The sequence below is a fragment of the candidate division KSB1 bacterium genome (assembly GCA_022566355.1).
GTDB lineage: Bacteria > Zhuqueibacterota > JdFR-76 > JdFR-76 > DREG01 > JADFJB01.
The window spans coordinates 1-26,676 of record JADFJB010000035.1; the positions used below are offsets into that span (position 1 = coordinate 1).

At 41.4% G+C, this 26,676-nt stretch carries 27 protein-coding genes and 1 tRNA gene; 5 read left to right on the forward strand and 23 right to left on the reverse strand.

Annotated elements, in window-relative coordinates:
- The 14 genes from IIC38_08045 to IIC38_08110 all read right to left on the reverse strand — a co-directional run.
- The coding region (locus IIC38_08045) for an addiction module antidote protein, HigA family (GenBank protein MCH8125896.1) at positions 1 to 124 on the reverse strand (124 nt) is incomplete at its 3' end.
- A gap of 8 nt (positions 125 to 132) precedes the next feature.
- Positions 133 to 414, reverse strand: coding sequence for a type II toxin-antitoxin system RelE/ParE family toxin (locus IIC38_08050; protein ID MCH8125897.1), 282 nt, complete (start codon positions 412 to 414; stop codon positions 133 to 135).
- A gap of 469 nt (positions 415 to 883) precedes the next feature.
- Positions 884 to 1,645, reverse strand: coding sequence for an NAD-dependent protein deacylase (locus IIC38_08055; protein ID MCH8125898.1), 762 nt, complete (start codon positions 1,643 to 1,645; stop codon positions 884 to 886).
- A 13-nt stretch (positions 1,646 to 1,658) separates the two neighbouring features.
- Positions 1,659 to 1,916 carry a hypothetical protein gene (locus tag IIC38_08060; GenBank protein MCH8125899.1) on the reverse strand — a complete coding sequence of 86 codons (258 nt, stop codon included), beginning with the start codon at positions 1,914 to 1,916 and terminating at the stop codon, positions 1,659 to 1,661.
- Positions 1,917 to 1,925: 9 nt separating this feature from the next.
- Positions 1,926 to 2,237: a hypothetical protein gene (locus IIC38_08065; protein ID MCH8125900.1), complete on the reverse strand. Its 312-nt coding sequence runs from the start codon at positions 2,235 to 2,237 to the stop codon at positions 1,926 to 1,928.
- A 442-nt stretch (positions 2,238 to 2,679) separates the two neighbouring features.
- Positions 2,680 to 5,814 (reverse strand): efflux RND transporter permease subunit, encoded by a 3,135-nt coding sequence (locus tag IIC38_08070; protein ID MCH8125901.1) that lies wholly within the window; start codon positions 5,812 to 5,814, stop codon positions 2,680 to 2,682.
- A gap of 176 nt (positions 5,815 to 5,990) precedes the next feature.
- The gene (locus tag IIC38_08075) at positions 5,991 to 7,067 is read right to left on the reverse strand and encodes an efflux RND transporter periplasmic adaptor subunit (protein ID MCH8125902.1); all 1,077 of its coding nucleotides are present in this window, start codon (positions 7,065 to 7,067) and stop codon (positions 5,991 to 5,993) included.
- A gap of 153 nt (positions 7,068 to 7,220) precedes the next feature.
- The gene (locus tag IIC38_08080) at positions 7,221 to 7,529 is read right to left on the reverse strand and encodes a GxxExxY protein (protein ID MCH8125903.1); all 309 of its coding nucleotides are present in this window, start codon (positions 7,527 to 7,529) and stop codon (positions 7,221 to 7,223) included.
- A gap of 337 nt (positions 7,530 to 7,866) precedes the next feature.
- Positions 7,867 to 9,402, reverse strand: a complete 1,536-nt coding sequence (locus IIC38_08085) for a TolC family protein (protein ID MCH8125904.1) — start codon at positions 9,400 to 9,402, stop codon at positions 7,867 to 7,869.
- A 327-nt stretch (positions 9,403 to 9,729) separates the two neighbouring features.
- Positions 9,730 to 10,320 carry a hypothetical protein gene (locus tag IIC38_08090; protein ID MCH8125905.1) on the reverse strand — a complete coding sequence of 197 codons (591 nt, stop codon included), beginning with the start codon at positions 10,318 to 10,320 and terminating at the stop codon, positions 9,730 to 9,732.
- A gap of 57 nt (positions 10,321 to 10,377) precedes the next feature.
- Positions 10,378 to 11,799, reverse strand: a complete 1,422-nt coding sequence (moeB, locus tag IIC38_08095; protein MCH8125906.1) for a molybdopterin-synthase adenylyltransferase MoeB — start codon at positions 11,797 to 11,799, stop codon at positions 10,378 to 10,380.
- Positions 11,796 to 12,245: a M67 family metallopeptidase gene (locus IIC38_08100; protein ID MCH8125907.1), complete on the reverse strand. Its 450-nt coding sequence runs from the start codon at positions 12,243 to 12,245 to the stop codon at positions 11,796 to 11,798. The genes moeB and IIC38_08100 overlap by 4 nt, the downstream gene beginning before the upstream one ends.
- The gene (locus tag IIC38_08105) at positions 12,245 to 13,138 is read right to left on the reverse strand and encodes a PLP-dependent cysteine synthase family protein (protein MCH8125908.1); all 894 of its coding nucleotides are present in this window, start codon (positions 13,136 to 13,138) and stop codon (positions 12,245 to 12,247) included. The genes IIC38_08100 and IIC38_08105 overlap by 1 nt, the downstream gene beginning before the upstream one ends.
- 170 nt (positions 13,139 to 13,308) lie before the next feature.
- On the reverse strand, positions 13,309 to 13,605 hold the full coding sequence (locus IIC38_08110) for a ferredoxin family protein (GenBank protein ID MCH8125909.1): 297 nt from the start codon (positions 13,603 to 13,605) through the stop codon (positions 13,309 to 13,311).
- A 199-nt stretch (positions 13,606 to 13,804) separates the two neighbouring features.
- Here IIC38_08110 and IIC38_08115 point away from each other — a divergent pair, with 199 nt between their 5' ends.
- Together IIC38_08115 and IIC38_08120 are read left to right on the forward strand one after the other, a co-directional pair.
- The gene (locus IIC38_08115) at positions 13,805 to 14,158 is read left to right on the forward strand and encodes a 4a-hydroxytetrahydrobiopterin dehydratase (GenBank protein ID MCH8125910.1); all 354 of its coding nucleotides are present in this window, start codon (positions 13,805 to 13,807) and stop codon (positions 14,156 to 14,158) included.
- A 67-nt stretch (positions 14,159 to 14,225) separates the two neighbouring features.
- On the forward strand, positions 14,226 to 14,564 hold the full coding sequence (locus IIC38_08120) for a hypothetical protein (protein MCH8125911.1): 339 nt from the start codon (positions 14,226 to 14,228) through the stop codon (positions 14,562 to 14,564).
- A 195-nt stretch (positions 14,565 to 14,759) separates the two neighbouring features.
- Here the strand turns inward: IIC38_08120 and IIC38_08125 are convergent, their stop codons facing one another.
- The 8 genes from IIC38_08125 to msrP all read right to left on the reverse strand — a co-directional run bounded on the left by IIC38_08125 (position 14,760) and on the right by msrP (position 21,705).
- Positions 14,760 to 15,419 (reverse strand): peroxiredoxin, encoded by a 660-nt coding sequence (locus tag IIC38_08125; protein MCH8125912.1) that lies wholly within the window; start codon positions 15,417 to 15,419, stop codon positions 14,760 to 14,762.
- Between the two features lie 103 nt (positions 15,420 to 15,522).
- Positions 15,523 to 15,663, reverse strand: coding sequence for a hypothetical protein (locus IIC38_08130; GenBank protein ID MCH8125913.1), 141 nt, complete (start codon positions 15,661 to 15,663; stop codon positions 15,523 to 15,525).
- Positions 15,660 to 18,014, reverse strand: coding sequence for a protein kinase (locus IIC38_08135; protein ID MCH8125914.1), 2,355 nt, complete (start codon positions 18,012 to 18,014; stop codon positions 15,660 to 15,662). The genes IIC38_08130 and IIC38_08135 overlap by 4 nt, the downstream gene beginning before the upstream one ends.
- Before the next feature lie 302 nt (positions 18,015 to 18,316).
- Entirely contained in the window at positions 18,317 to 18,454 is a 138-nt protein-coding gene (locus tag IIC38_08140; protein ID MCH8125915.1) for a hypothetical protein, read from the reverse strand.
- A gap of 373 nt (positions 18,455 to 18,827) precedes the next feature.
- Positions 18,828 to 18,900: transfer RNA gene (locus IIC38_08145), tRNA-Met, on the reverse strand.
- 77 nt (positions 18,901 to 18,977) lie between these two features.
- A complete protein-coding gene (locus tag IIC38_08150) occupies positions 18,978 to 19,823 on the reverse strand; it encodes a pantoate--beta-alanine ligase (protein ID MCH8125916.1) in 846 nt (281 codons plus the stop codon).
- A 17-nt stretch (positions 19,824 to 19,840) separates the two neighbouring features.
- Entirely contained in the window at positions 19,841 to 20,590 is a 750-nt protein-coding gene (locus IIC38_08155) for a DUF547 domain-containing protein (GenBank protein MCH8125917.1), read from the reverse strand.
- A 137-nt stretch (positions 20,591 to 20,727) separates the two neighbouring features.
- The gene (gene msrP / locus IIC38_08160) at positions 20,728 to 21,705 is read right to left on the reverse strand and encodes a protein-methionine-sulfoxide reductase catalytic subunit MsrP (protein MCH8125918.1); all 978 of its coding nucleotides are present in this window, start codon (positions 21,703 to 21,705) and stop codon (positions 20,728 to 20,730) included.
- A gap of 753 nt (positions 21,706 to 22,458) precedes the next feature.
- On the opposite strand from msrP, the gene IIC38_08165 reads away from it, so the two are divergent.
- The 3 genes from IIC38_08165 to IIC38_08175 all read left to right on the forward strand — a co-directional run bounded on the left by IIC38_08165 (position 22,459) and on the right by IIC38_08175 (position 26,072).
- Positions 22,459 to 23,760 carry an aminotransferase class V-fold PLP-dependent enzyme gene (locus IIC38_08165; protein MCH8125919.1) on the forward strand — a complete coding sequence of 434 codons (1,302 nt, stop codon included), beginning with the start codon at positions 22,459 to 22,461 and terminating at the stop codon, positions 23,758 to 23,760.
- A gap of 420 nt (positions 23,761 to 24,180) precedes the next feature.
- Entirely contained in the window at positions 24,181 to 24,483 is a 303-nt protein-coding gene (locus tag IIC38_08170) for an RNA-binding protein (protein ID MCH8125920.1), read from the forward strand.
- 179 nt (positions 24,484 to 24,662) lie between these two features.
- Positions 24,663 to 26,072 carry a DUF2254 domain-containing protein gene (locus IIC38_08175; protein MCH8125921.1) on the forward strand — a complete coding sequence of 470 codons (1,410 nt, stop codon included), beginning with the start codon at positions 24,663 to 24,665 and terminating at the stop codon, positions 26,070 to 26,072.
- Here IIC38_08175 and IIC38_08180 read toward each other — a convergent pair.
- Positions 26,067 to 26,642 (reverse strand): class I SAM-dependent methyltransferase, encoded by a 576-nt coding sequence (locus tag IIC38_08180; protein ID MCH8125922.1) that lies wholly within the window; start codon positions 26,640 to 26,642, stop codon positions 26,067 to 26,069. The two genes, IIC38_08175 and IIC38_08180, sit on opposite strands and share 6 nt — an antisense overlap.
- Between the last annotated feature and the right edge of the window lie 34 nt (positions 26,643 to 26,676).

The following is a 26,676-nucleotide window of genomic DNA, read 5'->3' on the forward strand; positions in this document are numbered from 1 at the left end:
TGATTCTACGCGCAGGAACCCGGATATCAAGAGCGAGGCGATTTTGGCTAAGATTCATGGGTTTTAAGAATTCTTCCTGTAAGATTTCGCCTGGATGTAAAGGTGTCATTTTTTTAGAAGTCATGTTCTCTCCTAATGATAATCAACTATTTCTACGTTTTTAGCATCGTTCTCATGCCATTCAAAACAGATTCTCCATTGGTTATTTATTCGGATACTGTGTTGACCTTTTCGAATACCCTTTAGTGCTTCAAATCGATTTCCAGGTGGAACAAGTAAATCTCTCAAAGTCTTAGCTCGATTCAACATTCTTAGTTTTCTCAATGCGACGCGCTGAATGTCGTTGGGAAACTTTTTGACAAACTGTCGATGGAATATCTTTTCTGTTTCTTTGCACTTAAACGACCTAATCATGAATCATTAATATATAACGTTTAACGTTAAATGTCAAACGGACTTTTTCACTAGAATTCATATTCTGCGATGAACTGTCTCGGGCTTGGCGCGAGTAATCCAGCCAATATAGTCATTTTGCTGATATGCGGGGCGGTTGTGATACGCTTCCATCAGGTTATTCTCAATAAGAGCCGTCCTGATAAATTCGGGCATTGGGTAACGCGGTCTTTTTAATCCTGATGGCATTGGTTTCGAGTCTCCCAAATTATGCTTTCTTTCGAATAATGTGTTTACAATAAGCGCTAAACAACAAGTGTACCGGCGCAAAATTTTAGAGCACCTAATGTTTTTGACTCACAATGTGTTTGTAAAAACTCCAAACTCTGATTTTATCCCACAGCTTTCGAGTCCGGTTGACACTGAAGTTATATACCGGACTAAATCTCATTACAGAAATCTTAATGTTGAAAAGCCTTGAATATTCTATTTACTCTTGATAAGCCCTCCAAATATTGTCCAAAGCCATAGCCGCTTTCAAAGGAATTTTTACGTCAACTATATTAGAAACTTCGGTAACTCCAGGGTTAATTTCTACCGTTGGTGATCCAGCATTTTTTGCGCGATAAATTGGTTCATTTATGTATGGAAATAAACTAGTTGTGCCGATGCTGAACACCAAATCAAATCCTTGGTCAAGTTCATGCTGCAGCAATCTAACCTTTTCTGCCGGTAAGATTTCTCCAAAGAGTACGACATCGGGTCGTACAACAGCATTGCAATTTGGACACTGAGGCACAATACTTAACCGACTAAAATCAGGTACGGTTTCTCGATAGTTACAACTCATACACTTCAGATGATGCAAGTTTCCATGAATATCGATTACATTATTGCATCCAGCCGCTTGATGGAATCCGTCAACATTTTGCGTAAGAGTCCACACCCTCTTGAAGCGCTCTTCCATCGCAGCAATGACTTCGTGAGCTCGATTGAATTTAGCGCCGCGACAAGCCAGTTCAATTTGTTTTAGGTATTTCCAAGTGAGCTCCGGGGTATTCTCCATTGTCGATCCTGACAGTGCTACTTCTATAGACATCCCATCCTCTGTTGTTTCTACATTATACAAACCACCTATCCCGCGATAGGTTGGGAGACCTGAATCGGCTGAGATTCCAGCACCAGTCACGAAAAGGATGCTCTGACATCCTTTTAGCAGTTGAGTTACCTTATCAATATCTGATGTATCGATTCTTGATACCTTCTCATTCAAAGAACAGAGGTTTTAGATTAAACCACAAAATCACGATAATAAGTATTATCGCTATGGATATATATGTGCCATTCAGAAGCTTAAAGTAATAATAGAGGGAACCCTTTTTCTTTAGCCCGGCTTGGACAAACTCTTCACTTGATGAATGACTTTTGGCAATAAATTGTTTCGGTAATAAATATTTGTCCGTCGTATATTGTTGCCATTCCATTTCCTTATATAAACCCAATTTGTATTGAAGTTTATTCAATACAACGACTCATTCAAGAAAGCGCGAGTATTCACGAGCTAAGTTTCTAACACCAATAATTGCGATTACGATTACCATACCAGGGATTATGATTAAGAGATTTCTAGCTATCAATTCTCCAAAGTTTATAGGTTCCACTCTTAGCATAGCCACGATACCTGCGCCGGTTGCGGTGAGCATTCCAGAAATAATCGTTGTGAAGAACCTGGCATTGGTCCAAATTTTATCAACGACATACCTGGCATTCTTATTCACTTCTATGTAGATCAATAGCAAACCTGACTTATCACTGAGAATGTCAGCATCTTCCTTTTTCTTCATTGTATTCTATTATTCTTAATCTAACATAATATTATGTGACACATAATTACGGTATTATGCAACACACCATGTCTTATGATACTGCTTTCATTTATTGTATAACCTGCTATAATTTAAAAGTTAACTAATAATTCTAGGTGTTTTCATTTTGAGTAATAATGCCAATAACGATTGTTGCATAATGCTGTCGCATAACAACAGGGATTTATTTCATCCATAATTTTTGTTTTCGGGATTTAGTATATTTTTTGTCCCAACTTTCCCATGGTTACCCTAATGGATTATTCTATTTTTTGAATAATCCGAAATTACATAGCAAATTTCAAAAAGTCAAGAAAAATATTATTAAACTAAACTTCCGAGGCTAGGTTGTGAATATTCTTTAGCCCAATCTATGCAGTTAAGAAATGCGAATCTGTAACGTAATTTTCCATAGCCAGATTTATCCATGCCCACCCTCGGTCACCAACTTTGTTCCTGGCGGCAATTCCTCTTTAGATTTGCCAGTTTCGGGAACGTACTCACCGGCTCTAACCGCTTTGGTGAAACGCGCCAGAAGGGTATAGACTACCGGCACCAAAACCAGGGTCAGGAAGGTGGAGAAAAACAACCCACCCACAACCGCTAGACCAAGGGGACGACGGGATTCCGCGCCGGCACCCAGGCCAAGGGCAATCGGCATTACACCCAGAATGGTGGAGAATGAGGTCATGAGGATCGGGCGCAGGCGAATGGTTGCCGCTTCCACCACGGCTTCCATCACTGCTTTCCCGCGCGCTCGCAACTGATTGGAAAATTCCACAATCAAAATCGAATTTTTGGTCACCAGGCCGATGAGCATGATCAACCCGATCTGCGAATAAATATTCAGGCTTTGCCCGAAAATATACAGCGTCAGGATGGCGCCAAAGACTGCCAGCGGCACTGAAAGTAAAATCGTAAACGGATGGACAAAACTTTCGAATTGAGCCGAAAGCACCAGGTAGATAAATACAACGGCGAACAGGAACATAAAAATGAGACTGGCGCCCGCCGACTGGTACTCCAATGACTGCCCGGCAAACTCGCGTTTAATACCGCCCGGCAATTTCTCTTGTGCGATCCGGTCCAGATCGTCCAAAGCCTGCCCCAGGCTGATACCAGGAATGAGGCCGGCAGTGATCGTTGCCGAACGCATACGGTTGTAATGGTTTAACGCTTTCGGTGCAACGGTTTCTTTAACCTGAACAACATTTGCCAGTTGCACCAATCCTCCGCCACCACGAATGTAGATTTCCCGGATGGCATTCGGTGTAGTACGGGCCGAAGGCTTCATCTGGATAATCACATCATATTGCTTGGTGCCGCGTTTAAAATTGGTAACCACCCGACCGCCCAGAAAGGTCTCCAGTGTCGAACCAATATCGGTAACAGAGACTCCCAGGTCTGCGGCGCGTTCCCGATCCACATTGATATCCAGTTGGGGTTTGTTGAGACGGAGATCGCTATCCAAATTGATCAGGTAGCCTAATTGTGATGCTTCGGCTATCATGATTCCTACCGCTTGGTTGAGCTCATCATAGCTATCCGCCTGGAGGACATATTCCACCGGGTTTGAGTTGAATCTGCCGCCGATACTTGGAGGATTGATGACGAAAGCCATTACCCCGGGAATTGATATCAGTTGAGGAAAAAGCTCTTGAACGATTTGTTGTTGGGATTTCTTTCTTTCGCTGCGCGGTTTTAACGCCAGGAAAAGGAAGCCGTTGGTAACCTGGCCGGGGCCGCCAAATCCCAATCCAACAGCGGTAAACAAGGCACGCCGCTCCGGCAGCGGCAGTAAGATGGCTTCAACCTCACGCATATAGCGGTCGGTATATTCCAGCGTTGCGCCTTCCGGGGCGATTACAATACCAAAAGCGATGCCACGATCTTCCACCGGCACTAACTCGGTGGGTATGAATCTCAAAAGAACCACACTCAAAGCAATGGCCAGAATTCCGCCAACAATTGTCAATAACCGGTGGTGCAGGGCGCCCTGTAAAATACGGTTGTAAATTCGGTTCAGGGAATCGAAAAAATGATCAAATGAACGTGAAAACCAATTGGTGCTGGTTCCATGCAGTGGTTTCAGAAACTTGGAGCACAGCATGGGTGTTAATGTTAATGCGACAAATCCGGAAATCAGGATAGCAACCGCCAGGGTAATGCCAAACTCGTTGAATAAACGTCCGACCGATCCTGTCATGAATGCCAGGGGAACAAACACCGCGACCAGGGCTATCGTCGTAGCAACAATTGCGAAGCCAATTTCTTTACTACCATCGAGGGCGGCCTGCCAGCGGTTTTTCCCCATTTCCATATGCCGATAGATATTTTCCAACATCACAATGGCATCGTCGACCACAATACCGATGGCCAACACGAGAGCTAGCAAGGTTAGAATGTTGATGGTGAATCCTGCAAAATAAGCAACGGCGAAAGCTCCGATAATCGAAATCGGGATCGCCAGGGTGGGTATCAATGTGGCCCGAAAACTCTTCAAGAAGGCCAAAACTACCAAAATCACCAGACACATAGCAATGAAGAGTGTTTCCTTTACTTCCAAAATCGAATCATTAATGAAAGTCGAGGAGTCGTAAGCAACGTCTAATTTCATACCCGGGGGCAATAGTCCGCTTAGTTCAGGCAGCGATTTGCGGATTTCGGCGGCAACATCAACTGTGCTCGCTTTGGACTGTTTTACGATACCTAATCCAATTGCAGATTCTCCGTTATAGCGGGCGACTGTTCTTTCATCCTGTGCGCCAACCGTTACTTCAGCAATATCACGCAAGCGCACCAGGTCGGTTTCTTTTTGGGAAATAATAATCGCACCGAATTCCTCGGGCGTGGTTAGCTCTCCCCGGATTCGGACTGCAAATTCCCGTTGCAGGCCTTCTACACGGCCACCGGGTATTTCAGCATTTTCTCTACGGATAGCTAATTCGACATCCTGGGTTGTGAGTCCGTGCGCTGCCATCTGAAATGGATCGAGCCATACGCGCATGGCATAGCGGCGTTCACCGCCGATAATCACGGAACCCACACCAGGCAAGCGTTGAATTCTTTCTTTCAAAATACGGTCACCAATGTCGGTTAATTCCAGGCCATTGTGCCGTTCACTAAACAGCGCCAACCAGACAATCGGTTGGGCATTCACATCCACTTTAGAAACGATAGGATCGTCTACTTCGCGGGGAAGCGCACCGCGTATCCTGGATACTCGATCGCGAATATCATTGGTCGCTTCGTCCACATCCCGGTTTAGCTCGAATTCAATCGTGATAACCGAACCCTGTTCCTGGCTGGAGGAGGTTAATGTTTTAACACCTTCCAGGGTGGCGAATTGTTCTTCCAGCACGTTGGTGATTTCTGTCTCAACCACACTCGGGCTGGCGCCCCGGTAAAGGGTGACGACAGAAACAATCGGTGGATCGATATCCGGGTATTCGCGTACCGGTAGCCGGTTAAATGAAATGATGCCGAAAAGCAGAATCGTTAAACTCATGACGGTGGCAAATACCGGTCGGTGTATGGATATGCTGCTAAGTTTCATGTGGATGGTCCTTTAAATAGCGTGTTTTCTTTTTGAACACGGATGACACTGATAAGACGGATTAACACGGATTTTTTAAATTTGTTTCTTTCGTTTTAAGTTTTTTAATAATTTATGTTTTATCTGCGATTATCCGTGTTATCAGTGTCATCTGCGTTCAATTCAACCAAAGTTTCTTACCTTTCATTCGAACGAGTTGCACCTTGACTGGAAACAGGCATCACCTTTGCACCTTCAAAAAGTTTTTGATGGCCGGCTCGTACTACTTTCATTCCCGGCTCCAAACCTTGTAGCACTTCCACCACCTCGGCCGATCTTGTTCCGAGTTTAATGGACACACGTGCAACTATGCTATCCGGCTGAACTACAAAGACAAAAGTTTCATTGCCGCTGGCAAATACCGATTCATTTGGAATCGTCAAGGCTTGGGATCGTTCGCTAAGAATTACTGAGACGTTGGCTGACATTCCAGCCCGGAATTTCCGGCCAGGATTCTCCACCCTGGCGATAATCCTGGCGCTTCTGGTTGCAGAATCCAATATAGGTTCGATCACGATAATTGTTCCTTTTAATTCGTAACCCGGATATGCAGTTGTTGAAACCGTAACAGCGGCCCCTTTTCTCAGAAGAGAAATGTATCGTTCGGGAGCGGAAAAATTCACCCGGATTGCATCAATATTGGCCAGATCGGTGATTGCCTGACCAGATCGCAAAAACGCGCCAATACTTACACGCCGTGACCCGATGATACCGTCGAATGGAGCTATGACCTTGGTTTTTGCAAAGCGCGCATTTGCCAGGGCGAGATTCGCTTCGGCGACTTTCAAAGCTGCAGCCGCGTCGTCCAGGTCCTGGGGAGCGCCTGCTTTTAGTTCAACAATAGCAAATATGCGGTCATAAAAAGCCTGTCTTTGAGCTCGCAATGCTTCGGCGCGGGCAACTTCTGCGGAAAGCTGAGAGTCGTCTAATTGTGCGATTAATTCTCCACGCTTGATTTCACCACCTTCAACGAAAGGGAGACCCGTTACAGCAGCATCTATTTCGGCGACAACAGTAATCGATTCATTGGCTTTAATTGTGCCAACCGCTTCAAATTTATCAGCGACGTTTTGAACTGACACCTCGACAATTTCCACCGCCGTTGGCGGCATGGAAAAACCACCGCCTGCATTTTGTTTTGAGCAGCTGGAAATTAGTAAAAGAATAAGGATGTAAATTATTGAACTAAATATTTTTAAAGAGACTATTTTCATTGTAAAATTTTGCCTTTCATTTATAAATGAGAGATCCTTCTTAAGAACACGGATGACGCGGATTAGACAGATTAACACAGATTCTTTTATTTTATGTTTTTTAATAAATTTTGTTTTATTTGTGAGTATCCGTGTCATCTGTGTTATCTGCGTTCAAACCCATAAGTAGAAATCCGTTTCATAGTTAATAAGTTGAGCTTCATGCTCTTCACGTAAGCTCTCTTTAGCTTTGGTCTCTACTATAACCATATCACTCATTATTAAATCTGCTTCATATTTGCCTACTATTTGATCATTATAACGAACTACGATTTGTTTTTGTTGAATTACTTTCAAGCCTATTTTTCGTAACTCAATTGCCATTGCATTTTCATAGACTTTTTCCAAGAAACCATATCCAAGTTCATTATTGACCTTATAAAAAGCATAAATAATCTTTTCAGTGATTTCTCTATGTAACATTTTGCTCTTTTGATTCTGTAATCATTTGCATCATCAGTGTCATCTACGTTCGACATTTTAGAAGTTGTTAGTTGTTTTGTATGAAAGAACACGGATGACGGGGAATTAGACTGATTAACACAGATTTTATTTATTTGTTTTAGGCTTTTTAACGAAATTGTGTTTTATCTGTGAATATCCGTTTCATCGGTGTCATCCGCGTTCAATTGCCGCATGCAGCACGCATATAACGCGAATTTGGTATAAAAACACGGATTTTTTTGTTTTATTTTTTTTAATAAATTCATGTTTTATCTGTGTTCATCCGCATTATCCGTGTCATCCGCGTTCAAACAAATCATTCACGGATAGCGCCGGGGTACTTACCTGATGTTAATTCTTTCAAGGTGGCTGCTGCTTTCGCAGTTCGAACCAAAGCCTCTGAATAACGTTGTTGAGCAAGAGCAAAATCAGCGCCCAGCCGTACCAACTCAAATGCCGTAGTTCTACCGTTACGAAACTCGATTAACCCGATACGAACCTGTTCCTGGGCAGCTTCGACACCTTCTATAGCCGCATCAAGGCGGCGTCGGCCGTGGAACAATTCCCTGTGGCTTGTTCTTACTTGCTCTTCCAAGGCACGTGCCTGTTCAATATGTCGTTGCTCAGCTAAAATTACCTCTGCATGTAACCGGTCTTTTTCACCCAATCCACTACGAAAACCGATAGGTATGCTAACCTCAACGCCTATACTCCAGGTTTTAAAATCACGTTTTCTAACCTGGCTTATGGCTTCACCAAGACCTCCGCTGCGGGTCAATCTTAAGGTGTCATTCCCAAAGATAACATCCTGTGCAGTTCCAGCCAGGCCATTTCCTCCTAACGAACCGACCAGATCCACTTTTGGCAACGCTTCCCAACCAGCTGCTTTTGCACGAGTCCGGCTCACTTCCACATCTTTCTGTGTCGCTTTCAGATCCGAATTATTTTGTAATGCGTGTTGCACCAATATATCCACCTGTACTAATGGAAATTCACTCGGCGGATCATCTACAGTGATGAAGCGTGTCATTCCATTTTCCGGTCTTACTCCAATCAAAGATGCGAGTTGATCGGAAAGTTGATCCAACTGTTCTTCACGTTCGAGTAAAAGTAATTTTTGTTCTGCAAGAAATGTTCTGGCACTTGCAACCTGGTTTGGTCCGATTAATCCGGCATCTGCTTGCAATTTTGTTTCCCGGAGAAAAATTTCACCCTGGTCAAGTGTAAGTTTCCGTACGGCATAATCGCGTTCGGCAGCATAGAGATTCCAATAAGACCGCTCAACTTCGGCGTTTATTGAAAGTACTTCCTGATCCCGGCGAGACTCGGCAGCCTGTAATTCTTGTTCCGCCAGGGAAAGCTGATTTCGGGCGGATATGTGAAATCCTCCCAACAATGGTTGCCGAAACCTTACACTACCAAACGTGGTATATTGGGGATTCAAAAAAGCAAAAGAAGAATTGCTCTTTAAGCGGATCAAATTGAGAGAAGCCTCTAATTCTGTACCGATTGGCAAATCCCACCGCAATCCGGTTTGTGTGCTCATTTGTTTGGTGAACAGGATTGGCGCCCCGGAAAAAAATGAAGCTGTCGGCTGCTCCTGATCCTCGAAATTCAGGTTAAAGAACAATTCCGGGTCAAAAAATCCCTTTTCTTTGCGAACCGTACCACGTGCTGCAAGATATTCGGCGTTCGCTTTTTGAACGGAAGTGGCATAAGCCAAAGCGTGGCGAGTAGCCTCATTAAGGGGTAGGGGAGAGCCTTCTAATTGTTTAAGAATGGTTTGAAGCGCACTATCAGGATTCGCCGGCTGGGTTTGTCCATTTACTAACTGAGTTGTGCCGAAGAGCACAATAATCAGTAGTTGTCTAATAAAAACTAAATGATGGCGATATGGATTAATGATATTATTCCTTATATTGTAATTTGAGATTATTTAATAAAGTTCATTAAAAAGACGAATTCATGGTTGAATTGGAGACAAAACTATCGATCGGATTTTTCAAAAAACGATTTACAATACTCCCTTATAAATAGATGAGTTTATTAAATTATAAGACTGGAAAATATGTGAGGATTATATGAGAAATGCAATATCTAAATGCATCAGGTTGATGATTTTTATTCTCAAAACGGTTATCTTTAAAAGGGATTCCTATTGCAGTTTAGCAGTAAAATTTTATCTGAATTCCGTGTACGGGTGAAATCCATAGTATTTGGGCCAACTATCTAACCTTACATGTATCCATGAGACGCCACCACCTGCAGTGCTCAGCCAAATTGGCCGAGCCGATATTCTTTTTTGCATCGTTTCACCAACGATCTGCCACAAAGCGTGATTCTGCGAATCGGGACCGTTTCGCGTAAATGCCGCGAGATGGGCGTATGCGGAATCGGCTGTTCGCGGAGACGGAACCACGAGCACGGCGTCTTTACCCAAATTTTCGAAGACAACGATTCCTGCACCCGGTTCGTCGGTGGTGAAATAACTTTCGAATGTCTTCGTATCCGGAGGTCGTATTAGTGAAGGACTGTCAAGGAGCACGAATTCGAATGCCCGGTTTACCGTGCTGGAAGTGACAGGCGGAGACTCCCAGCGATAAGCCGAAAAGGGGATTTCAGTTAATAGTGAAATAAAAAACGATCGAAACGATTCATCGTGCTGCCACAAATCCAAAGCGTCGACATAACAAAGCGGCTTTGTGTTATGAGTGATGCTGAACTTATGGACACGACCATCGTTGAGAATGTCAAGTTTGTATTTGAACATTTATGTTTACAACGATTGGTATAAACCACACAATAACCAATAACTTGAGTCTTTCGCCTAGTACATGTTTAAACTTGTGTCTACTTCTATTGTCCATGCTTTAATACCGCCCACCATATTCTTTACTCTGGGGTAGCCCTGTTTGATTAGGTATTGGGTTACAGCGGCAGAACGTTGTCCAGTGCGACAATGAATTACGATTTCTTTAGAAGGATCCAGCTCTTCCAAACGTGAATGGACTGAATTCATGGGAATAAAAAGGGTTTCACTGATTTGAGCTATATCTCGCTCCCAGGGCTCACGAACGTCCAAAATCAAAAAGTCCTCTTCCTGGTCGAGTTTCTGTTTTACTTCTTGAACATAAATCTCAGGCACGGCTATCGTTTCTTGCGTGCCGGATACCCCACAAAATCCTTCATAATCGATGGGTTCCGTAACTGTAGGATGTTCGCCACAAACCAAGCAGTCTGGATCCTTCTGCAGCTTAACTTCCCTGAAAGTCATGGAGAGTGCATCAAATAGGAGCAATCGACCAATAAGAGATTGTCCTGCACCAATAATCCACTTGATGGCTTCTGTTGCCTGCAAGCAGCCCACGATACCGGGTAGTACGCCAAGCACACCTCCTTCGGCACATGATGGCACCAAACCTGGCGGAGGTGGTTCGGAATACAAGCAACGATAACACGGGCCTTCCTTGGCATAAAAGATAGAAATCTGACCGTCGAAACGGAAAATGGAACCATATATATTCGGTTTCCCCTGGAAAACACATACATCGTTAACCAGATAGCGAGTTGGGAAATTATCCGTACCATCAATGATAATATCGTAGTCCTCAAAAATTCTCATAGCATTGCTTGAAGTGAGAGGTTCTTCAAATGTGGTCACTTTGGTTTTTGGACTTATACTCTCTAGTCGCTCTTTTGCAATTTTTAACTTTGGCTGGTTCACATCTTGCGATGAATAAAGAATCTGCCGATGTAGATTAGACAGGTCAACGACATCAAAGTCCACCAGGCCTATATGTCCAACACCAGCCGCCGCAAGATAGATAGAAATGGGACTTCCAAGGCCACCTACTCCAATAATCAGCACCGAAGAATCCTTTAATTTATGCTGGCCTTCCAATCCAATCTCCGGCAATGAGAAATGGCGGCTATAACGAATATAGTCATCTTGTTCAAACACAGAATTGTTCTCTTTTCCACCAGCAATGGACGGGATGATCATTACTTCATCATTTTCTTCCAGCCGTGTCTCCATACCTTCCAAATATCGGATATCCACTCCCCTTACATAGACATTGACGAAATTCCTAAGCTTACCCTCATCACCGTAAAGATGGGCGGCGAGATCCTGATACTGGGAATCAACCTCTTTCAACGCTCCTTTGACAGTATCTGCTGAAACAATTACGGCGGGATGATTGTCCGTAAATCGGCGTAGAGGAGCCGGAATTCTCACGGTAACTTTCATCTTTTGTTCTCCTTCACTTTTGTATTGATGAATTTTACTTCAATGAATTGAGTTCGATCTTGGGAAAGTTCCCACCATCGTGTATCTGTAGTAGATTCTTGATTGACGCTAACAATCAAATAAAGGAAACTCGGGAAAGCCATTTCCAAATCGTATTGTGATGGGACAGCTTGGTGATCGGGATGGGAGTGATAGACTCCTACGAGCTGAAAACCAGACTTATCTGCAAATTTTTCTGCCTCAAGATATTGCTCTGGGTTAATAAGGAATCGGCGGTTACGCTTGTCTGTTCTTTCATTATGCATGGATTTTGCCATTCTCACCTCAACAATTCCATCGATATCGTTTCCATAAAGGAAGCCACAGCATTCCTCCGGATAGATCGAAATAGCATGATCGATCACCTTTTCCATGACCTCACTATGTGTTGATACCTTTTCTGACATCAATTAGCCTCCCATAGTCCAGTTGAAAAATAACGCTCCCCAGTATCGTTAAGGAGCGTTACTACACAGGCTTTTGGTTCCTTTGTCAACACCTTTTCTACAGCAGCCATATAGGCACCGGAAGATTGACCTACAAACAAACCAACCAGGGCAAGTCTATGGCAATATTTCCGGGCTTCATTTGATGTTACTGGAACAAATTGGCTAATAATTGTTTGATCCAGAATATCCGGAACGATATCCTCCGGTTCACCTATGGGTTTTAATCCTTCGATTCCTGGAAATCTCTCCGGCTTTACACTAAGGATGGAGAGATTTTTATTGTACTCATGCAATCGCCTGCCAATACCGGTAATAGATCCACCGGTACCAATACCACCAACAAAGTGAGTTATATCCGGAACTTGATTCAAGATTTCTTCAGCAGTAGATTCGTAATGGGCCAACCAATTATCATCATTGCTATATTGATTTGCCAGGTAATATTTATCGGGTGTTTTTTCATACCTGCGTCGTACTTCCCTGATCGCTTCATCATATCCTTCCAATGGATCTGTAGTAACCACACTGGCGCCATGGGCTTTGATGCGTGCTAATCGTTCCACAGTTGCATTTCCAGGAATGACCAGTTCAACATTATATCCAAGAGCCTGACCGAATATAGCATATGCAATCCCGGCATTACCTGAGCTAGAATCAAGAATAATCTTGTTACCCTTCAACTGACCGCGTGCTACTGCCTGGGATAGCATTCTTGCTATTGGCCGATCTTTCAACGAACCTCCGGGATTCATAAACTCCGCTTTGCCAAATATTTTTGCATTTGGATAACGTTCGGAAAAAATAGTGATAGGAATCATCGGAGTATTCCCTATTAAATCTAATATGCTCATTGCATCCTACGCTTAAAGAAACAAACAATTTTTCTGATCATCAGAAAGCTCACTAACATTCTCTCAAAAACTATATAGGGCTCGTCATACCATTTAACTAAGCTAAATGATTTTTGAAGCTGTTTTTTATTTTTTTGAAGAAAGTTTGTGAAAAAGCTTAATTGGCATTTTTATGACGGTGCGTCGAATCCAAATCTGGTATAGTTAATTGCGATGTATTTTTCTTGATCTTCGGGAACATCCTCTTCAGGAAAGATCGCTTCAACGGGGCATTCTGGCTCACAAGCACCACAGTCTATGCATTCCTCCGGATGGATATAGAGCATTTCGCCATCCTTCAGCATACGCTTTTTGTCATCATCGCTCAATGTATAGCCCTCCTGTGGATAAATGCAGTCGACGGGGCAGACATCAACACAAGAAGTGTCACATGTTCCAATACAAGGTTCAATTATGATGTATGTCAATGGTCCTCCAAATTAGTTTGACAATCGTTAAAATATATATTAGATATATACGACTAAAATAGTCCGATATAAATAATAGTTTATAAAAAATTGGATTTCAAGTGTTAGTGGTGATAGATATTCTAGAAACCAAGCCTGGATTGAGATTAATCAGACAATCATTCGGTGAGAAGCGAACAGCTATTAGATGAGGTAGAAAATGCAGGATCTTGTTCAAATGAAATGTGTAGCCTGCCAAAAGGGTGCTCCTACAGTCACAGAAGAAGAGATTGCTGAGATTCACCCATTAGTACCCAAGTGGGAGATCGTGGATCGCGACAATATCAAACGACTGGAGAGGATGTTTAAATTCGACAATTTCTTGCAAGCTTTATTATTTACGAATAAGGTTGGCGATCTGGCAGAGGAGGAGGGCCATCATCCCGCGCTCTTGACAGAGTGGGGTAAAGTGACAATAACCTGGTGGACGCACAAGATAAAAGGACTGCATAGGAACGATTTTATCATGGCCGCAAAAACGGATAAATTGTATAATACTCCGGATTTCAATTGAACATGGAATAACCGAAAAGTTATACTTCTTTTTTGGAATACCGACTTTGTAGACGAGGAAAATTAATATGACTATTCAAGAATTTATTACCAGGTTCCCGGAAATACCAGCTGATCTACATAACGAATCATTGCTAGCGGAATATGCCGAAACTTTTGGGGGATTGTTACGAATTGCCAGCAAGCCAAGTGCCTGTTCCACCGAATATGATGCCGGCAATCACTATTACCTGCAACTTGTCGGTCCTATGGATATCTATCGGTATGGTCTTTCCACAAAGGAGAAAGTGCTTACTCAACTTCAAGACCTCCTGAATCAACACAAAAATAATCCGGATGGATTTGCCGCTTGCCTTCTTCCGACAGATATCGCGTCAAAGGAGGTTAAGGGTCCAGGTTGTGAATGATTAGTTCCTTACATTTACTAAGATTACGCTAACCAATTTCTCGATATGAGATAGGACTTCTTTTCGCCGTAACGGGGTAAGTCACCTGCGCCGAAATTCTTTTTACATTACTTACAATATATGTTTTCAAAGCAATTTAACGCCTAAATCAGCCACCACGTTAGCGGTCGGCTGCTTTGATTTTTTAGCCATTATTCACTTTGGTTGCTTCACAGTTCTCAAGTAAGGTTTTACTGTTTTCCAACCATCTGGAAACATTGTTTCAGCTTCTTCATTTGAAACAGAGGGTACGATGATTACATCGTCACCATCTTTCCAATTTACAGGGGTAGCTACTTTGTGTTTTACTCGTAACTGCATAGAATCGATGACTCGTAAAATCTCATCGAAATTACGGCCTGTCGTCATTGGATAGGTTAACATTAATTCAATCTTTTTATCTGGGTTAATAATAAATACTGATCGAACTGTCGCGTTTGTCATGGCTGTGCGTCCTTCTGAGGTACCTTCTTCTTCAGCAGGTAGCATGTTATATAATTTTGCAACAGCTAAATCACTATCACCTATCATTGGATAATTAACAGCATGCCCTTGAGTTTCTTCTATATCTTTAGCCCATTCAATATGGTCTTCTACTGGGTCAACACTTAAACCAATAACTTTACAATTCCTCTTTTTGAATTCGGGCTCCAAGCCAGCCATATAACCTAATTCGGTGGTACAGACGGGCGTGAAATCTTTAGGATGTGAAAATAAAACTCCCCAGCTATCACCTAACCACTCATGGAAATTGATTTCCCCGTGGGTAGTTTGGGCTGTGAAGTTAGGCGCTTCGTCGTTGATTCTAAGTGACATAACGTTCTCCTTAATTAATTGAAAGATTTATTGTTAATAAATATCCATATACATCTAAAATTGCTAACAAGTAATTCTATGGTTTCTTGACAACATCCCAAAGTTATAAGATTTTAATTGGCAAGAGAAATTTTAACTCCCGTTCTAGTTCAGTATCCTCGGCTTTGTAAACAACACCCATTCCACCTTCGCCGAGTTTGGAGAGGATTTTGTCCCGCCTGGGCGGGATGGTTTTGCCGATCACTTATCCAACCCTACTTTTTTCACCAGTTCAATAAATCTCGGATCGGAACGAAGATTATCCCAAAATGGATCAACCTTAATGTAAGTCAGCCACACCGATCTTTGCTCAAGAGATAGTTTCAACAATTCCAGCGCTTTTTCTTTTTCTCCTAATCCTGCATAAATCATTGCCACATGGTAAGGAGAAACAACACGTTTTGATGAGAGTTTATCCATTTCAACCAGCGTTTTCTCGGCTTCCTCAATATTTCCTGAAATCCCATAAGTATAACCGAGCCCTGCTAATACATCTGGACTATCACTGAGTCGTAGCGCTTCTTTCATGTACTCAATGCCTTTAGCGGTCTGGTTTTTTAATACATAAGCTTTACCGATCCAATAATGGGTCAAATAAAAATCTTGATCCATACTTAGTGTTTTTTGTAGATGCTCCAGGGCGAGATCATACCGTCTGGCCGCAATGTAGGCATAGCCAAAAGTCGCGTTGATAATAAGTGAATGCGGGTCGACAGTCAACGCCTGCTTGAGCTCGGCAAACCCTTCCTCAAAACGGCCACGGTAATACAATCCTAGGCCATACCAGTGATGGGCGGTTGCATAATTGGGATTCAATTCAATAGCGCGCCTAAAACTTTTATCAGAGAGTTCCCATTCCCACTCAATTTGATATGCTGAGGCTAACGAGGTATGCGCTTCCGCCAGTTGCTCATCTATCTGAAGGGCTTTTAATGCAGCTGATTTTGCTTTTGGGATGGCTTCTATGGCGGGCAAAACAGTGTAATATGGGAATAAACCATAACAGTCGGCCAAACCCGCATAAGCGGCGGCATAGTTTGGGTCTCTATCTATCGCTTGTTGAAAATACCCCAAAGCTGTTTTCAGTGCCTCGCCTGTCCGCTGATTCCAATAAAAACGGCCTTTTAAGTAGAGTTGATACGCTTCCCTATCTTCGGTATGCCGTTTGACCAATCTGCTCTTGTCATCGCTGCTCAGTTTCAACCGTAAGCTGGTTGAAATTTGCTCGGAAATGGCATCCTGAACTGCAAAAATATCATCCATCGTGCGATTATATTGCTCACCCCAAATCTGCGCTCCGTCCGAGACATCAACCAATTCGGCGTTGAGACGTAGAGCATTCCCTCGTTGAACTATCGCTCCCGTCAATACAGCTCGCACGTTTAGCTCCTCTCCCACCTGCTGTGCCGTCATATCTTTTCCTTTGAAACGAAAAACGGTGTTGCGAGCCATTACCCGTAGCTCCGGCAGTTGGGAAAGTTTAGTGATGAGGGTTTCGGTGATGCCGTCGCTCAGATATTCGATGTCGGGATCGTTGTTTGAGTTGACGAATGGAAGCACTGCGATGGAATCGATTGGCTGGCTGCGGGTGAGGAAATAGATGAGCCCGGCCGCGGTTACCAACACAGCAAGGATTGCAAGGCCATAGTAGGCAAAAGATTTATTAAACCGGTTTTGTTGTGGAGCTTTTTGCACGGGTTTAGATTGCGTCATACCCGTCTTCGAAAGTATTTCTTTTGTCTCTGATTCCTTCTTTAATTCGCTTAAGTCTGCAATTAGCTCGGCAGCCTGTTGATAGCGACCTGAAACATCCTTTTTGAGGCATTTGTTGATGATCCGTTCAAGTTCCATAGGAATACCGGTGCGCAAACCTGTGACTGGTTCAGGTTCCTCATTCAGAATGGAATAGGTGATGGCTTGTTCATAGTCACCTTTGAAAGGGTATTGACCTGTCAACATTTCATAGATCAAAACTCCTAATGAAAATATATCCGTCCGATTGTCAACCTCTTCGCCCCTGGTCTGTTCAGGTGACATATATGAGGCTGTTCCCAGGGTTGTTCCGGCTTTCGTGAGCTTTGTCTGACTACCTAACTTTGCCAACCCGAAGTCCATGATCTTGACTTCACCCCGATCGGTCAGCATTATATTGGCTGACTTGATGTCACGATGAACAACGCCGCCTTCGTGTGCTACCTGCAAACCTCTTGCTATTTCGGTGACAAGATTAAGGGCTTCATCAATTGGCAGGAGGCCAGCTTCAATTTTATCCTTTAATTCCTTACCCTTGATGTATTCCATAACGATGAACATCTCATCATCGACTTCTTCAATACTATGAATTGTAGCGATGCTGGAATGGTTCAGGCGAGCAGCAGCTTGCGCTTCAACTCTGAAACGTTTTCTTTCCTCACCATGCTTTGCTATATGTTGTGGCAGGAATTTGATTGCTACTTCGCGTTTAAGTTCGGTGTCCTCGGCTTTGTAAACAACACCCATTCCACCTTCGCCGAGTTTGGAGAGGATTTTATAATGGGATATTGTTTGACCAATCATTGTTCATTCCTATTGGGATTACCAAAGCTGAAAATATCGATGGAAATAATGCTAAACTAATCAATTATATCTATGTAGTCAAGGTGTTTTGATTCGTGAATATGGATAAGTTCTTCCCGTGGGGTTGATTTAATTCATCCGTCAAGCTGGCGTTCGATAATATTCGAAATTCAATCCAAGTAATATTGGTTTTGATTGAATTCTTCAAACAAAAGTAAGAAATGAAAACATAATGTCTCCCAAAAAATCAAACACTACCGATTTTCAGAGACTTTTTCAATAAAATATCAGGCGGATAGAGTTTATCCCCCCAACGGGGGCAGGAACTTCAAGGCGACGAATCGGTCGAGTTTGGTGTCTTCGGCTTTATAGACGACACCCATCCCGCCTTCGCCTAACTTCTGTAGGATTTTGTAATGGAGAATTTTTTGTCCAATCATAGTTGGGCTTCCTCAAGAAATAATGTCGGGACAGGTTCCCGTCTTCACTGAGTTTTTCAAGGATTTTGTAATGTGAAATTGTTTTACCGATCATGATATGTTTATCACAAGATAGTTTTTGATTTTATTCAGGAGATATTTTCTGGAACTACGATATTGCATATTACTAGTTGATAAGTCAAAAATCAATGATTTTCTTGGAAATTAGTTGAAAACTAGTGGTAAGAAAAGTTCTAAGAATAGGTATATAAAAAGTGTAAGTAGAATCGTGTGCACTAAATGTCCCAATATGTCCATATTTGTCCCTCACCCTAGTAAAAAAGGCTCGCCTTACGACGAACCTTGCATACTGTTTTTATTGAACTTACCTTAGTAGCGGGGGTAGGATTCGAACCTACGACCTTTGGGTTATGAGCCCAACGAGCTACCAACTGCTCCACCCCGCAATGACGGTTAATAATATAGGGTATTTTTCTGATTTGTCAAGAGGATTACATTTTGCTTATCTTTTCCAATAAAATTCCTACAGCGTTATCATCAAATTATCGATCAACCTGGTTTTTCCGATCCATACGGCAATAGCAATTAATATCTCACCCTGTAGAATAGCAACAGGTTTAAGCTGAGTCGTTTCAACGATTTCAATATAATCAATTTTGGCTGATGAAACCGATTCGATCATCTTCTCTAAAGTGGACTTTATCATTACTGCTCCTCTCTCGCCTGATTCGATGAGTTCTCTGGCTCGATTTAGAAATTGGTTCAAAATGAGCGCATCCTTTCTCTCAGATGCAGAAAGATAAATATTTCGTGAACTCATCGCCAAACCATCCTCTTCGCGGATAATCGGGCCAATAATAATTTCAATGTCAAAATTGAGATCCCGAACCATTTGCTTAATCACAAAACATTGCTGGGCGTCTTTTTGCCCAAATACGGCAAAATGTGGTTTTACGATGTTAAATAACTTTGCTACGATTGTCGTTACTCCACGAAAATAAACCGGCCGCGATGCGCCACACATCAGCTCTGTAATCTGTTTCACAGATACGTAAGTACGATAAGGGTCCGAATAAATCTCATGTTCATTTGGATAAAAAAGGATGTCGCAGCCCCGCTCCTTTGCCAGGGTTTCATCCTGTACGAAATCCCGGGGATAAGCATCAAAATCCTCATTCGGATCAAATTGGGTCGGATTAACAAAAATGCTCATTACGGTCAGGTCTGAATTTTGCCGGGACAGATCCAATAAGGAAAGGTGCCCTTCATGCAAAAATCCCATTGTGGGAACGAAACCAATGCGTTTTCTTGCAAGGCGGCTTTGTTCTGCAACCCACTGCATTTCATGGATTGTCTTAATGATTTTCAACGATCCCGGATACTTCCTTAACTTTTGCTTTTAACCACATTCAACGTCCAATCGTATTGAATGAAATTGATTGAAAAATCATCAGGGATTTGCTCATCATGATATTTATTGATGAAATCGATAATCGTTTTTCCCTCTTCTGTAAAATCATCTTTGTACCACTTGAAGATTTCGGTCACAAAAATTTTCTTTGACTTTTTATCAACTCGAACATTCTTTTCATTATTTAACGATTCCATGGATTTTTGCTTGAGCTGCTGATCCAAAGTCTCACCAAAAAAAGCGCTATCAATCAGAATCGGACATCCCATTGCTGCACATACAAGGGCAAAATGGATCCTGGCATCTTTAAATTTTGGTCGAATTATTTTATTTTCGATATCATTCAGGGTCAGTTTTTTATTTCCTACCGAATGCACTTGTTGATCAAAAAACCCCGATACATCCATGGGTGACTTTATTGGGTAGACTTCTACGACTGAATGTAAAACAAGAATATTGTATGTATTTATCCAGAAAGCCAGCTCTTGATTCTTGCTGGAAAATTCCAGTGAATCAATTTTTGCCAGGTACCTTATGACTTTGTCCAATTTGGCGCGATTTTTCTTGAGAGACGGATAATCAACCAATCCATCCCGAACATATTCTTTGAATATCTCATCGCTTTGCTGACTTAAATCAGATGGAAGACCATCTGCGAGTAAAAAGCTCGCGCCTGAAAAATAAATCAGGGCAACAAGTACTAATCGGATTACAAATCTTACCATGACGGACCTTTAATTATGTTATAATTTCGGAAATTAGTCATTAGAATTTGCTTCGGATTCCTGAACTTGTCAGGAACAGGTTTCGAATTTCTGATTTTATAGACTCGTTCAAATTATCCGTTTTAGGCGAAGGTTTTTTATGCCTTATACAAATGGCCAACATAGTCTTCATAGCCATTGTAGGGCCTGGTTGGAATTCTCTCACCCGTGTTAATGTCACGTTCAGTAGCCTGAGACCAACGGGGATGAGGAATTTTTGGATTTACATTCGAAGTAAAACCATATTCGCTGGGTGCAACCGTATTCCAGAACGTAGCTGGTTGTTTTCTAACGAATTCGATCTTCACAATTGATTTTATGCTTTTGTAACCATATTTCCAGGGTGTGACAAGTCGAATCGGTGCCCCGTGTTGGGTGGGCATTGCATGTCCGTAAATTCCCGTGACCAGCATAGTCAATTCATTCGTCGCTTCTTCCATGGTGAGGGCTTCATAATACGGCCAGGGATACCAGGATTGAGTTTTCTGGCCAATGGCTTGATCCGGTTTATTGAAGGTAACGAATCGGATAAATTTCGCCTTGGAAGTCGGCTCAACTTTATCGATCAGCGCTGTTAATGGGAACCCGGTCCAGGGGACAACCATCGACCATGCCTCAACACAGCGGTGACGATAAACACGCTCTTCAAATGGCATGGTTTTTAGCAAATCCTCTACATCGAACGTACCCCCTTTATTGACTAATCCTGAAACTTCAACTTGCCAGGGTTTGGTTTTGAATTTTTCTGCCAGTTTCCAAACGCGATCCTTATCAGTCGTAAATTCATAAAAATTATTATAGGACGCCGGTATCTCTTCGCGGGCGATTTCCCGGTCTACCATGTATTTTGTATTTCTTTGCACCGGGTATATGCCCTCGGCTTTGGGAATCGATCGCCAAACCGAGGCATCTTGTCCATGCGCTTGATTTCCAGTGCACCCATTCACTAACGCATAGGCGCCTAACCCCAAACCACCCATCCGTTTCAAGAATTGCCTTCTGTTTGAGTAAACACTCTCCGGGGTGACATCACATTCGGGAATTTCCCAACCACTTTTTATTTTAATAAATGCCATCTTTCACTCCTGGTTAGTACTTTTGTCAATTTCAGAATTTTAACAATTTTTGACTATTAATTCTTCCAAACACTATTTTAATTAAAACAATAGTTATACTAAAAGTATCACGATTGATTATTATTTCTAAAATAAATTGTTTTTTAATAAATGAAAAATTAATACAAAAATCAAATCAGGTTCTCTGACTTAATTAATATTATTTTTGACTTTTGTATTTGGTAATTTAAATTTGAGTTCATTTTAAAAAGGTGGGATACCGATTCCATCGCTCTCATAAGTATTTGTTTTTATGTATAAATTTTTTTTAGAAAAGCGATTGAATCGGTTTTTAGAGTAAACTCAAATTTTAAATTATAAATATTTTAATTTTGGAATTATTCTCTTCTCACACCTAGTTAAACGATTCCTAATTATCATCGCAATATTCAATGACAACCAATGACATTATATAATCAGAATTTGACAATTCATTACTATTTTATTCTGAAACACACGTTATTTTGGAACCATTTCACTCGTTCCTCCAGAGACAGCACTGTGTATAACTAAAATTTTATTTTGCCAATGTTAAGGATTTTAATAATTGTTTTTTCATAAGATTTTGCCAAATAATCCCAATCGTACATAAAAAATCTATCTTTGATAAACTTTAAAAAAACCTTGCTACTTCTTATTTCCATGTTTACATTCAGTTAATTAGTGAATAATCAAAAACTAAATTGACAACATTCCAAATAAAGGAGAATTGTCATGGTAAATCGACGTGAATTCTTTGGGGCAGTTGGCAAACCCGCAGCTGCTGTTTTGGCGGTCGCCGTAATCGATCCATTCAAAATGACCCATGCATTGGAGGCTCTCGCTAATCATAAGGGAACCCCGGAAGACATTGCAAAGGATGAATCCTACTGGTTTGAAATCCAGCAAGGTTTTACGGTCGATAGAAGTATCGTCAATCTAAATAATGGTGGCGTGAGCCCCGCCACTAGCATAGTCCAGGAAGCCATGAAGAGACACCTGGATTATTCGAATACTGTGCCTGTTTATACCATGTGGCAAATCCTGGAACCCCAGCGGGAAGGCGTGCGGAAAAGACTAGCCCGGGAATTTGCTTGTGATCCAGAAGAGATCGCCTTAACCCGAAATGCATCGGAAGGCTTGCAAATTTGTCAACTGGGATTTGATTTGAAAGCTGGCGATGAACTGCTGACGACCACCCAGGACTATGGCAGGATGATTAACACATGGAAACAACGCGAGCGTCGCGAAGGTCTTGTCATGAAACAATTCAAAATTCCCGTTCCGGCAGAAGACCCCGATGAAATTGTGCGATTATTTGAGAAGAATATTACCTCAAAAACAAAAGTCATTTTGATGTGTCACATGATCAATTTAACCGGCCAGATTTTGCCGGTCAAAAAAGTGGTGCAAATGGCCAGGAAAAAAGGGATCCCAGTAATCGTGGATGGCGCCCATGCATTTGCGCATTTCGATTTTAAACATGAAGATTTGGATTGCGATTATTATGCCACCAGTTTACATAAATGGTTGTGTGCACCTCATGGCACTGGCATGTTGTATGTCCGCAAAGATAAAATTGAGGGATTGTGGCCGATGATGGCTGCTCCGGAAAAGATGGATTCTGATATTCGCAAATTCGAAGAAATTGGTACTCACCCTGCCGCCAATTACCTGGCAATTGCCGAGGCATTGACATTTCACCAGGGCATTGGAGCCAAACGCAAAGAAGAAAGACTCCGTTACCTGCGCAACCGATGGGCTAACCAGCTTTTGAAACATGACCGGGTTCGACTAAATACCAGTTTGATGCCGGAATTTGCCTGTGGTTTGGCCAATGTCGATATCGAAGGACTGGACCCAGGTGCGTTAGCCAAACATTTCTGGAATAAGTATAGGATCATTGTTACACCAATCAAGCATAAAGAATTCCAGGGCTTGCGAATAACTCCGAATGTGTACACGACTCTTGAGGAAATTGATCGTTTTGTGGATGCAATGGAAAAAGTGATTAAAAACGGGTTGCCGAAAGCTTAGTATTTAAAAACAGTATTACTGTAACCTATTAAAATTGTAATTATCAATATTATTAAACCTCCGCTACCTCTCCTTAAACAAGGAGGGGAATTTCCTCCCTTTGATAAGAGGAGTTTAGGTGGGGTAATTGAGACAAACAAATTACCACACATTCTATAGCTCCGTTTAAAAATACGTCACCGAATTTTATTAAACAGACCGCTTAGATAAATTATTTTGAGGGTGAATTGGTTTTTATGGCGAATTGCCGAAACCGTTTTTTCTTCACGTGTCATGGCAGATTTGTCTGATCATGTCGATCAGATTGAAGAAAGCCAAAATTCCAAAAATACAGCATAAAGAATTTTCTTATTTCTGACGAAATAAAATAAGAGAAAAGTATTTTTTTATGGAAGTTTAATATTTTTATGGATTAAAAATATGAATATTTATGTGGAAAATTTAGCTGATGTGGTCATTGAAAAAGATATCAAAAAACGATTTTTGGAGTTTGGGGATGTAGAATCGGTTAAAATTGTCAAGGATATTATAACCGGAGATTCCATGGGTTATGCTTATGTGGATATGCCGGATCATGAAGAAGCAATGAATGCGATCAGCAAATTGAATGGCAGACAATTGAAAAAGCGGAAAATGAAAGTAAGAGTTTTTAATCCTACCATCGATCGGAGAGGGGGTAGGGCAATGGGGAATATAGGGGCAGGTGGCTTACGGAGATGGTAGTATCTTCTTTGACTTGATTTCTTCACTATTCCCTTCAACAATATAATTTTTTCTAAAATTTAAGACTACCTTACACTCAAAACTTTAGCTACAATTAAGTTCAATAGCTTAATTTAGCTTGCTTCATTAGCCTATGTTTTCTATACTGTTACAGATTTCCTTAACGGATTCCTAAGAAGATGGATACTAATTTAATCTTTATTAACATTGGCTCATTTGCCGAAGTGATCACCGGCGTTCTCGGTATTGCAATAACCGTTGTTGCTATTATTGTTGAACTTGCCGCAACCCGCTATACGCCCCGAATTAGCGAGTTGTTCATTCGAGAAAAAAGAAATATAATCATTCTTAGTTTTTATGTTTTGACTTGTGTTTTGGGCATCTGGGTGGCTATTCTAAAACATGATCCATCTGCAGTCTGGGTTAAGATACTGGCATGGATTTATTTCGGTTTTGTTACCATCAGCTTCCTTTCCATTGTTCCTTTTTTTATCTACATTTTTACATTTTTGCATCCCAATAGCATCATCAATCGATTGGAAAGCCTCGCCAAAAAACTTATACAACGTGCAAGTAAAAAATCCGGCCATCTGCCAACCTTAAAAAATAGATTAACCAATACTTTTGAAGAGATCAGTGATATTGCCCTCAATTCGATTGTAAATATGGATCGATCACTTGGTTTAAGATGTGTTTCCTCTCTTGAAAGAATCTTGATTTCTTATATGGAAACCAAGGATAAATACCCCCAGGAATGGTTTACAATCGACAGTGACAATTTTTTTGGGTTCTCGGTCCGGTCTATTCAAAAAATTGAAGAAAACCATACCTGGCTGGAGATGGCTATACTTAAACAATATGAGTTTATTTTCGTACGTGCCGTATCTCAGAATCGGGAGTTGGTTCAAGAAATATCCAATGATACAAGAGAAATTGCATTGGCTGCCTATCGCTTGAATCTTAAGGAATCTGTAGAGTTGCTAATCATATACTTTAATACCTATTTGCGGATCAGTTTAAACGCTAAGAACCAGTATGCCATTTTTAATATCTTTGATCAGTATCGTTCTTTTGCCGAAGAGATTATGGAATCCAATGTGGAGATACCTTTACAAATTGCAAATTACTTTAAGTATTATGGCCAATCTGCGATGAATATTCTTCCCTTCACAATCGTTATTGCTTCTAACGATCTTCGCTTATTGAATCAAAAAGCCTATAGAGAAAATTTTTCCCAAAGGGATGAATTGTTAGACATATTTCTGGAATTGGACAAACCACCGGAATCTGAAGCTGAGGAAATCGGTTTCCGCGGTGTAAGAAAGAGCCAGTCAATTTTAGCTGCTTTTTACCTGGAATTGGAGGAGGAGGAATTGGCGCGGCGAATATATCAAGATATGATTAATGAACCGCTTGACCGTATGATGTCCATCTGTGTTGAACTTCTTGAGGTAGAGCAAGAAAGATTTTGGGAAGTAACAGATCGCTGGATAAACTTTGATTATGTTTCTGCTGAAAGACGAATAAAGCTCATTGAGTTTTTCGGTTGGTTTGAAGCCAGGGGACCTATTGCAAAAGCGAAATCATAATTTCTGCAATAAATATTGGGACTGCAATTTGGTCTTAAATACTTGAACAATAAAAAAACGCTGGGCAGCTATAAGATCGTGGGCCGTTGATCCTGAGATGGGATAGATTCTCTTTCCTGACAAATTACGCATCTTGTTTAAAATTTTTGGCGGAGAAAAAGTAACCAACGCATAACCCTCTTTTTTCAGCGTTTTATAAATCTGGTGCAGCAAGACATCCTTTTCGGAGATGTATTCACTTACACCAATGCATGTGATCAAATCAAAACTATTTTTTTTAAGAGGTAGGGTCGAGACATTACCAACCAGTTTGATATCTGAATTTATTAATCTTAGTTTTGATAACATTTCGAATGAAAAATCCAATAAAAAGCGATTCGTGAAATCATCAAACAGGTGCAGCGAATCTCCGATTCCTGTTCCTATATCAAGTACTTTTTTCAGGGATTTTTGTGGAACGAGTTTAAGTAGTTCAGTCAGTGAATAACATTCTTCTTCAAAAATGTTTTTTGTAAATATGGATTTTCTAAAAAGGTGGTAAACTTTAGATCTCTGTTTCCAATTCGACATAGTTTATATTTTCTACATGAATTTATCCCCATTT